This window comes from Accumulibacter sp., from assembly GCF_032229525.1.
GTDB lineage: Bacteria > Pseudomonadota > Gammaproteobacteria > Burkholderiales > Rhodocyclaceae > Accumulibacter.
On record NZ_JAVTWB010000081.1, the window covers coordinates 5,625 to 15,147 of the forward strand.

Sequence of the window (9,523 nt, forward strand, 5' to 3'; positions counted from 1 at the left end):
GGGAGTCTAGCGTATCGGCCTGTGTGCAATAATGCGAGACCTGACCCCGCAGTTTCGAGAACTGACCCCGCAGTTTTGTTCGGGGCTATCCGGGTTTTCTGCTCGCGCCTCTAATTGTCCTGTTGGGTGATTTGCTGTGCATTCTGCAATGCCTGCCTGATTGAGGCCGGAATCTCTGTTGACTTCCGTGTTTGTGGGTCAAAGAAGACTTCTACCGTCTCGTAGGTGGCATGCACTTCCTTCGTGTCAACGTGCAACATTCGCTCGGTAAAAGTACAACTCTTGCGGCCAATGCGGGTCAGCAAACTGTCTACCAGGATCAGATCTCCTGCTACCAGTTCCTGCAGAAACTGTATCGTCGCCGACGCTGTTACGGTATGGACGCCAAACTCATCCTGAATTTTCCTGTGGCTCCCCCAGTAGAGCGGCCAGAGGTGATATGCGGCATCGTCGAAAAAATGACTATACCAACGGACATTCATATGGCCGAAGTTGTCGCAATACCACGGATGTACAACTCCACGCAGGATTTCCACGGGTTCAGACATAATTTCTCTTCACCAATTCTCTACTTTTCAACGTGTTGGCCTATCTCAGGTGAATTCGATTCCGGACTGTGCCAGGCCGATCAGGTTCACGTGCTGTAGATTCAGCTCGTGCTCGGTGGCCATCAAGGCCAGCGAGGTCGGCGTATATTTGCCGGCCGCCAGCGCATCGGTCCAGAACTGCAGATCGGACTGTGAAGGCGCCTGGCCAGTGAGGTTCTCGTAGAGTACGGTGACCTCCGCTGAGGGTGAGAAACCCGGACCCAGACGTGCGGCCAGTGCCAGTTGCATCAGGTCGGACGGACTGGTGCCGGTGTCGAGAAGCTTGAGGCCGATGCCGACGAGTTGCGCGTTTGCCAGCGACTCTTTGGAGAACACTGCGGCAAGCAATTTCGCTGTGATGCCGGCGTTGCCGTCAAGGTCGAAAGCCAGCGATCGATCGCCGAATTGCAGGCGTTCCACAAGCGTCAAGGTGTCGACGCCTCCCTTGCCGACGAGTGCCTGGACCGTGATCGTGTCGCCGAGGCGATCGACGGCATAGTTCGCACGCGGTGCAGCGAAGATCGCGCGGTCAATGCCAAGGCCACCTTTGATGGTGTCGTTGCCGTCCAAACCTTCGAATACGTCGCCGCCATCGCCGCCAACCAGCGAGTCGTTGCCGTCGGTGCCGACCAGATAGCGCCCGGTCGTGCCTTGGCCAAGTGCACCGCCCAAGCCGTCTCCACCGTACAGCCAGCGTAGCGCGGCAATATCGAAGGGGGAGTAGGTGGCGTACGATCCGCCGACGTGGGTGTACGACATCAGCGTGTAGGCCGTGTTTTCCTGCGCTGCGGGCAACTTCACGTCACCCTGGAAGGGGTGCTTCAGGCCCATCGCATGGCCCAGTTCGTGCAGGAGAATCTCCACCCCACCGTTGGCCACTGTCGGCGAGTTATTGATCGTCGCGAAGTTGGCGTTGTCCAGGTAGACGTGTGCGTCCGCTGAGTAGTTCGTGATCATGCCGTCAAGTTGCGAGTACCTCCAGCTTGTCTGGCAGAATCCTGCGATCGACGCGTCGATGATATCCCCGGTGGCGAAGTGAATGTCGGCCACACTATCCTCGCCGGTAGCGATGAACATGATGCCGGTGATTTCACTGAGGACGGCCAGGGCCGAGATCGCCGCACTCCGTTGCGCCGCGTTGAATGCGCTTGGAGCGCCGCTGATTTTGCTGGGGCTGTCAGGGGCGAGCGAGAAGGTGTAATACAGCGTGTCTCGCGTCGGCGTGAGCCAGTTCCAACCGGGGCCCACGTCAAGCAGCGCGTCGACATGAGCCAAGCCGGAGGCGGGCGGGGTGGTGATATCGGATACAGTGGTCACAGAGTAAAGGTACTCCGTAGGTTGAGTAAGACGTTGCCCAGGAAAAGCCCGGCGAGCGTACGGCTGTTCTGCGGGATGGCGTGGCGCGCAATGTCCGGAACGCGTACCGCCTGCGACCCGAGGTCAGGGACAAGCGATGCCGACTCTCCGCGTATACATGCGACCGAATACTGGCGATAGAGAGTACACGAGTTCAAATATGAAGTCCAAGGTCAGCCTTGTCCACCGTGGTATGAGCCTGAACGGGCCGCGCATTTTCACCGAGGCATGATCCTCAAAGAAGATGCTGGCGGAGGAAGAAACGGGTTGATCATCCGGCGGCAGAATCATCAGCAAGGCGCCACGGTAGTCGGGAATCTGCAGTTCGAGAAAGGAAAACGACGGGCCGAGCAGGTTCGATGCCTGCGCAAACAGCGTGCCGGCGCCGAGCAGTTCGCGGATCAGGCCGATCACGGTCAAGGCGCCGGTGAAACCCAGCCCCATCGCCAGGCCATCGACCAGGGCTGCGAGAACGCGCGATTTCACCGCGAAGGCCTAGGCACGGCCAAGGATGGCGCAGTTGACCACGATCAGCGCGATGAACAGGCCGAGCACCTTGTACAGGTCGTGCAACCAGGCGTTCATCGCCCGGTCGACCAGCGTCACCAGGGTTGCGATGAGCACCACGAAGACCGGGATACGCACCTGTGAGCTGACCGTATGATGGATCATCGCCACCTGCACGTTGGACACCACCAGCACTGCCGTCGTCGCCAGGCCCATGCCGAGGCCGTTGGTGCCGCTGGTGCTCACGGCCATCGCCGGACACAGTGCCAGCATCGGTGAACCACCGCCCGCGGCGTGATCGTCGCGCCACCGCCGGCGGTCCGGTGCGACGCGCCTCACTCGGTCACTGATCGAGGCGCAGCTTGTCGAGCGTGGGAGGCGGCGCAATTGCCGAACCTCATTTTTTGTGCAACGGCATGGAGATGGTGAAGGCAAAAGGAAAGACCTGACGACGCCCGGCGCCGGCAGGTCGCTTCATATTCGCGCAAGATGGAAAGCATGGCATAGTGCATCGCAAATGTAATGCAAGAGGGCATAAGATGAAGACAGCGACAATTCCATCCCTGCGGGTTGATCCCAAGCTCCGCCAGTCGGCAGAGAGCGTGCGGTATGAAGGCGAAAGCCTATCCGGTTTTGTCGAACAGGCCATTCGCGCCACCATTGAATATCGGCAAGCTCAGCGCGAGTTCATCGCACGCGGTCTGGCTGCGCGCGACGAGGCTCAGCGCACGGGCGTCTACATCGAAGCTGCTGCCGTCGTGAGTCGGCTTGAAGCCATGCTGGATCGGGCCAAATCCGGCGCCAAGTCTTCTCGGTGAGTTACCGGATACGCTTTACGGCAGAGGCAGAAGCCGACCTGATCAGGCTTTATGACCTCATCCTCGATCGTGACATTGCCGATTGGTCAGTCGCCGACCGGGCTCTTCAAGCCATCAAGGCGGGTCTTCGCACCCTTGAGCTGACGCCATTTACCTGCCGCAAGGCGGAGGGCGGTTCACCTTTTCTGCGTGAGTTACTCATTCCGTTTGGCGCTGCCGGGTATGTCGCGTTGTTCGAGATCGACAACGCGGAAACCATTACCGGACTTGCGCTCCGGCACCAGCGCGAGAGCGACTACCACTAGCGAGTCGGCGCTCGCCAGCCACGGAAATGGTGTCTGACGCCCCTGGCGCTAGTGACGGGCAAGCGGGGTCAAGCCTTGCCTATCGCCTCGGATAGATGGTGCCCGCGGATGCGAGTCTGAGTGGTCTAGCCACGGGAAAAGTAGCGCAAAAAATAGGTCAAGGTTAGAGCTGATCCGGCTGATCTTTGCGATCAGCAGCGGGCCGAGCGTGCTGCAGAAGCGGCGTTCCTTGGCCGCCGTTCATCGCCAGGATCAGCGAATCGCTGTCGGCGGGAATCGGCGCACCGGTGTCGACGTTGGTCACGTCGGCCAGTACGCCGGGGCCAAGGTAGGGAACGATGCTGCCGTCCCTGAGGCCGGCGAGCAATTTGTCGTGCAGTTCTGGAGTCATGGGAATCGCTCGGAAGTGGGAGGCAACACCCTCTCAGCAAGTTCCGGGCCGGCAATCCAGGTACGCAGTGGCGCGCCTTGGCGAGCACTGCGGGGCCGATTTGTCGTCTTTGCTACAGCGCGCCACGCTGCCTGGCGGACAAGATCGCCGCTTTGGCTGTGTGACGGCGGCAGCGCTCTTTCGGCCTTCGCCGAGCTTTGCCGACCGCGCCAGACAGCAGATTGCGCGCAGCGCAGCGATCAGCGTAGACTCGCTCTCCGCCGTCCCCATGCCATTCCCAACGCCGGCAAATCCGCCTTCGCGGTGCCGGCTCATCCCGATAAGTGTCGGCTGCACGATAGAGGCTCACCATGCGACAGCTTTCCCCCAGCGGCCAGCAGGCCATCGACGAAATTGCCCAACGCCAGGGCTTCAGCACACATGCCGTACTGAGCATGCTCGAATCGCTGATCAACGGTAACGGCAGCATGGCGCAGTTCGCTCATCCCGAATTCTCCGGCTCTGGTCAGTGGATGCGTGGCGGCATGATCATGGTCTCGGACATCTTCGACAACTACCTGAAAGGGCGCATCGACGGGCTGTGCAACGACCTTTCGAACCTCCTCGCCAATCAGCCTGATCTGCTCCGCAGTGGCAGCTTTCAGTCACAAAGCCAGAGCGGCCGCCACCACCCTGGTCAGCAGCAAAGCCACTTCGGCGGCGGCCAGCAACAGCAACAGGGCGGCGCTGGGCCAATGGGCGCGGTGAGCCTGTTCGTGCCGCCGGCGCCCGGCAGCTCCGGTGACTGGTGGCCCGGCGATCTGCGCGCACCAAACAGCACCGGCGCGCAGAATGGCGTTCGCTATGCCTACTTCGCCCAGCCGCACCGCCTGGCGATCGACGTCGGCGGCACGGTCACCGTCTATGACACGCTCGATCACCAGATCGGCGGCTTCTCGCAGCAGCAATCGGTCGGCGGTACGCTGAGTTTCTCGAGCCAGTATGGCTTGATCGACGTCGCCAGCCTGCCAGTGATCTCGCCCACCGGGCAGCCAGCGCCACCGTCAGCGCCAGCGGCGACCCATTCGACACCCTCCACACCCCTCCCCACGACGCCGCTCGCCCCGCCGCAGCCGAGCGGACTGTCGCCAGCCCCTGCCGAGCGGGCGGCCAGCCAGCAGGCCACTCACCCGGCGCCGGCGGTGGGCCGCGATCAGGATGTTTTCGCCCTGATCGAAAGACTCGCCGAGCTCAGGGACAAGGGCATCCTCAGCGAAGAGGAATTCTCGGCCAAGAAAGTCGAGTTGCTGAGCCGTATCTGACGCCAGCGTGCGATTTGCGGCGCGCGACGCGGCGACCCCTTCGCCCGGGCGGTGATCGCCATCAGCGCTGTCTCTTCGAGTCGCGAGTTTCCGCTTACGACCGAAGTCGGCTGATGAAGTGATCATGCTCAGTGGCGGTTTACTGATCATAGGCGCCCTCGCAGGGCGAGAGTTTCAGGAACGCCCTGAACAAAACCCGCTTTGACTGCCAATCTCACCCCGGTGATACTCCGAAAAAGTCATTGAAAGTCCTATCCTTTAAGGGAGCCGCGATGACCAACCTACGGTCTTTCCGTTCGTTCGCAGTGTCGGCGCTGTCGGTGTTTTTCTGCGGCGGCGTGGCGGCCGCCGGCGACGACCCCTTGACCAGAGCTGCCGTCGTCCTGCAACCCTCCAGCCCCTACTATGTTGCCGCGGCGGCACTGGAAACCGGCAAGCAGATCGTGGCCGGCACCGTTGTCGGCGGCTGCACGATCAATGCTTTCGCGAAATGCCATGGCGCCAAGCTGGCCAACCAGAGTCTGCAGGGGGCGTTCCTTGCTTACGCGGATTTGTCCGCTGCCGACCTTCGCGGCGTCAATTTGCTCCAGTCCGCGCTGGCCTATGCCAAGCTGGACGGCGCCGACCTCAGCGGCGCCAGGCTGAACGGTATTGCGACCACGGGCGCGTCGTTCAAGGACGCGAAGCTGGCCGGCACGCAATGGGTGCTTGGCGCGCTCGCGGGGACGGATTTTTCGCATGCCGACCTCAGTGGCGCCAACTTCACGTCGTCCGTGCTATCGACGGTCAACTTCACGGGGGCGAATCTCAAGGGCGCCAATTTCACGCTTGCCGTCATGACCGGAGCGGACATGACCGGGGCCGACATGGCCGGCGCCGTATTTTGTCATACCGTGATGCCGGACGGCAGCTTGCGCGACCCGCAGCCTTCGTACGCAGCAGCAGTGGCGAATTGCGGCCAGCCGGGCAAGGCCGCCGGCAACCCGCTGACGATCGATGCAAGAAATCCCTACTATCCGCTCGCCCGGGAATTCGCGCGCGAACTGGTCGCGCCGCGCACGAGTATCGGTGGTTGCGTGATCGATGCGCGCGCCGACTGCGTGCATTCAGACCTGGCGGACAGTGTCCTCGTTGGGGCCAATTTTGCTTACGCCAGACTTGCCGGCGCCAAGCTCGCAAATGCCAATCTGACCTTCGCAACGCTTGATTTCGCCGAGGCCGCGGAGGCGGACTTCTCCGGCGCTGTTTTGGTCGGCGCTTCGGCGACGAAGGCGCAGCTTGCCCGGGCCAGTTTTTCAGGAGCGACGCTGGTCCTTACCAACCTGAATCTCGGCAACTTCAAGGGCGCCAATTTCAGCGGCGCGAATCTCCGTTTCGCATCGATGGTCGGCGCGGACTTCAGCAATGCGAACATGAAAGGCGCGCAATTGCCTGATACCGACGCCAACGGCGCGAACTTCGCCGGGGCCGACCTCTCAGATTCCAATCTCAGCAACGCCGACCTGACCGGCGCCGATCTCGACGGTGCCAAGCTCGCCGGCGCCATCTATTGCAACACACTGATGCCCGATGCCTCGGTGAAGAAGCCGGTCAAGGGTCTCTGCCCACATCAATAGACCCGGTCGCAGCTCGCTCGCTCTGGCGGGCATCGCTGATTCCTGCGCGTCAAGCGCAACGGGATAGCTGGCGCGGGCGTCGTTCGGTGGTGCTGCGCAGGCGTGACCAGTTCGCCGCGCAATAGACTGCAAAAGCATAACCAGCAAACTTTATATTCTTTTGCAGTCTATTGACTCTGCGGTAACTTGGCGCGCCCAGATCGTCTCCACCCTTACGGATGCCAAACCGATGTCCTTGCCAGAATCCTTCCACGCGCTGATCGTCGGTCTGACGCTGTGCGCTCTGTTCGCGTGCTTCGTGCGCGAATGGCTGAAGCCGGATGTGGCGGTGATGAGTGCGGTGGCTTTTCTGATGGGCATCGGTCTGCTCGCGCCGCAGCAGGTGCTCGGCGTCTTCGGCAACAGCGCGCCGATCACCATCGCCTGCCTGTTCATCATCAGCGGGGCGCTGAGCAAGACCGGCTGTGTCGATCGCCTGGGCGACTGGCTGGGGGCGCTGGCTGGTCACAGTGAGCGCCGTCTGCTGCTGGCGATGCTCGCCGTAGGCTTGTTGGTATCGCCGTTCATCAACAACACGCCGCTGGTGATGGTGATGATTCCGGCGGTGATCTCGATCGCCGGCCGCTACGGCGTCGCGCCGTCGCGCTTGCTGATTCCGCTCTCCTACGCGACGATTCTCGGTGGCATGACGACCATGGTCGGTACCTCGACCAACATCCTGGTCGACGGTGTCGCCCGCCAGCACGGACTCGAAGCGTTCCGGATGTTCGAGATCACGGCCCCGGCGATGGCCATCGCGCTGCTCGGCGGCGCCTTGCTGCTCTGGCTGGCGCCGCGCCTGCTGCCGGTGCGCGAGACGCTGACGCAGCAGTTCGCTGGCAGCGGCGAGCGCCTGTTCATGACCGAGTTGTTCGTCCCTGAAGGGTCGCACCTGGCGGGCCGCACGCTGAAAGACGCGCGCCTGGCGAACGACACCATCAAGGTCCTCAAGCTCTTTCGCGGGGACCGGGAAACCTCGGTGCCGGCGCCAAATACCACGCTGGCGGTCGGCGACCGGCTGGTCGTGCACAGCCGCAGTGGCGGGATGATCGAGCTGCGCGGCAGCAGCGATCTGATGGGCGTGCAGGGGCAGGGGGGCGATCAGCACGACCTGGAAATGCTGCGCCGCCGCGGCGTGGTGATGGTCGAGGCGATCGTCGGCCAGATCTCGCGCTACGTCCTGCGCCCGATCCGCGACCTCGACCTCGCCACGCGCTACGGCATCCATCTCGTCGCCGTCCATCGCAAGAACGCCTCGATGGCCGACATCGGCGACGATTTCCAGCTGCAGTTTGGCGATGTCCTACTGGTCGAAGGCACGCCGGCGCAGATAAAGCGCTTCTGCGATAACGGCGACCTGCTGGCGATCACCGAAGGTCACGCACCGGCCAACAGGCGCGGCAAGGCGCCGATCGCCCTGGCCACCATCGTCAGCGTGATGGCGCTGGCGGCCTGCAACGTCATGCCCATCGAAGGACTGGCGATGATCGGTGCGGTGGTCGTCGTCGCTAGCGGCTGTCTGCGTGCCGACGAGGCTTACAAGTCGATCGAGTGGCCGATCCTGGTGCTGATCTTCGGCATGCTGGCCCTGAGTGTGGCGATGCACGATTCCGGGCTCGACCAGTTGCTGGCCAGCGCGCTGGTCGGTGTCGGTGGCGGATTGTCGCCGTGGATGATGCTCTCGCTGGTGATCCTGCTGACTTCGATCGCCACCGAATTCATCAGCAACAACGCCGTGGCGGTGCTGTTTACGCCGATCGTGATCGGCATCGCCGAGCATCTGGGCGTTGATCCGCGTCCCTTCGTGGTCGGGGTGATGTTCGCCGCCAGCGCCAGCTTCGCGACGCCGATTGGTTACCAGACCAACACCCTGGTGTACACCGCGGGCAATTACCGCTTCAGCGACTTCGCCCGCCTCGGCATCCCCCTCAATCTGCTGGTGTGGGTCGCTGCGAGCGTGTTTATTCCTCTGTTCTGGCCCCTGCTGCCGGCTTGAGACGATGCGACGCGGCTGCAGGGCTGCAAGCGCCTCAGTACTGGTCGCACTCCTTGAGGAAGCTGGGCAGTTTCTCGCGCAAACGGTAGTAGTCCGGGTGCTCGAGCCGCTTCTTGCGCGTGCGTGGGCGCGGCCGATCAACCTCGAACGCGGGCCCGAAAGTGGCGCTGGGGCCGACCTGTTTTCCTGCTCAGGAGAATCGAATGCGACGGGGTTCCGGGAGCTTCGAGCACGGTGTGTTCCGCTCTGCAGCGAGCCCAGCGTGCCGAGAGCGTTCGCTCGGAGGTATTTAACCGGGAGATCTCTGGTCGTCGAGGGCCGTTTTTTTGTGCCGCCGTGAGCCAGCAAGTACTATCACAAGTCGTCGAGGGCCGTTTTTTTTGTGCCGCGGTGAGCCAGCAAGTACCATCACAACCATGCAAGCAACGACCAACGAGCCGTTCCCGCAAAGCGCCCGCTCGCGCGTTCGCGAGGGGCGATTCCTGATCAATCAATCGCGAGACGCGGCCATGCCCGACGGCGCAGGCAGCATGATTGCATTTGACAGGCTGTGCCACCTTGACTAGCCAGCAAACCGAGCGCCCGGATCGTCCGTTGAGCGCCAGCA

8 protein-coding genes and 1 pseudogene are annotated in these 9,523 nt (G+C 62.4%); 5 read left to right on the forward strand and 4 right to left on the reverse strand.

Annotated features, from left to right (window positions below; translation table 11 throughout):
- Positions 1-110 precede the first annotated feature (110 nt).
- From RUW20_RS04965 to rsxE, 3 genes and pseudogenes are all read right to left on the reverse strand, one after another.
- Complete coding sequence (locus tag RUW20_RS04965; protein WP_313951093.1) at positions 111-548, reverse strand: thioesterase family protein; 438 nt, start codon at positions 546-548, stop codon at positions 111-113.
- A 45-nt stretch (positions 549-593) separates the two neighbouring features.
- A complete protein-coding gene (locus RUW20_RS04970) occupies positions 594-1,904 on the reverse strand; it encodes a hypothetical protein (protein WP_313951094.1) in 1,311 nt (436 codons plus the stop codon).
- A gap of 315 nt (positions 1,905-2,219) precedes the next feature.
- Positions 2,220-2,723: pseudogene (gene rsxE, locus RUW20_RS04975) on the reverse strand (electron transport complex subunit RsxE); the annotation flags it as partial.
- Between the two features lie 266 nt (positions 2,724-2,989).
- Here rsxE and RUW20_RS04980 point away from each other — a divergent pair.
- Positions 2,990-3,268 carry a YlcI/YnfO family protein gene (locus tag RUW20_RS04980; RefSeq protein ID WP_313951095.1) on the forward strand — a complete coding sequence of 93 codons (279 nt, stop codon included), beginning with the start codon at positions 2,990-2,992 and terminating at the stop codon, positions 3,266-3,268.
- On the forward strand, positions 3,265-3,573 hold the full coding sequence (locus RUW20_RS04985; RefSeq protein ID WP_313951097.1) for a type II toxin-antitoxin system RelE/ParE family toxin: 309 nt from the start codon (positions 3,265-3,267) through the stop codon (positions 3,571-3,573). Before RUW20_RS04980 ends, RUW20_RS04985 begins: the two co-directional genes overlap by 4 nt.
- Before the next feature lie 163 nt (positions 3,574-3,736).
- Here RUW20_RS04985 and RUW20_RS04990 read toward each other — a convergent pair whose 3' ends face one another.
- Positions 3,737-3,964: a hypothetical protein gene (locus RUW20_RS04990; RefSeq protein ID WP_409559308.1), complete on the reverse strand. Its 228-nt coding sequence runs from the start codon at positions 3,962-3,964 to the stop codon at positions 3,737-3,739.
- A 350-nt stretch (positions 3,965-4,314) separates the two neighbouring features.
- Between RUW20_RS04990 and RUW20_RS04995 the strand changes: the two genes are divergently transcribed.
- From RUW20_RS04995 to RUW20_RS05005, 3 genes are all read left to right on the forward strand, one after another.
- Positions 4,315-5,265 carry an SHOCT domain-containing protein gene (locus RUW20_RS04995; protein ID WP_313951098.1) on the forward strand — a complete coding sequence of 317 codons (951 nt, stop codon included), beginning with the start codon at positions 4,315-4,317 and terminating at the stop codon, positions 5,263-5,265.
- Between the two features lie 443 nt (positions 5,266-5,708).
- On the forward strand, positions 5,709-6,881 hold the full coding sequence (locus RUW20_RS05000) for a pentapeptide repeat-containing protein (RefSeq protein ID WP_313951099.1): 1,173 nt from the start codon (positions 5,709-5,711) through the stop codon (positions 6,879-6,881).
- A 229-nt stretch (positions 6,882-7,110) separates the two neighbouring features.
- Positions 7,111-8,916 (forward strand): SLC13 family permease, encoded by a 1,806-nt coding sequence (locus RUW20_RS05005; protein WP_313951100.1) that lies wholly within the window; start codon positions 7,111-7,113, stop codon positions 8,914-8,916.
- Positions 8,917-9,523 lie beyond the last annotated feature (607 nt).

Bases quoted from the DNA above. Each gene is read 5' to 3' on its own strand.
- RUW20_RS04965 (WP_313951093.1), bottom strand. From the start codon at position 548: ATGTCTGAACCCGTGGAAATCCTGCGTGGAGTTGTACATCCGTGGTAT.
- RUW20_RS04980 (WP_313951095.1), top strand. From the start codon at position 2,990: ATGAAGACAGCGACAATTCCATCCCTGCGGGTTGATCCCAAGCTCCGC.
- RUW20_RS04990 (WP_409559308.1), bottom strand. From the start codon at position 3,964: ATGACTCCAGAACTGCACGACAAATTGCTCGCCGGCCTCAGGGACGGC.
- RUW20_RS04995 (WP_313951098.1), top strand. From the start codon at position 4,315: ATGCGACAGCTTTCCCCCAGCGGCCAGCAGGCCATCGACGAAATTGCC.
- RUW20_RS05005 (WP_313951100.1), top strand. From the start codon at position 7,111: ATGTCCTTGCCAGAATCCTTCCACGCGCTGATCGTCGGTCTGACGCTG.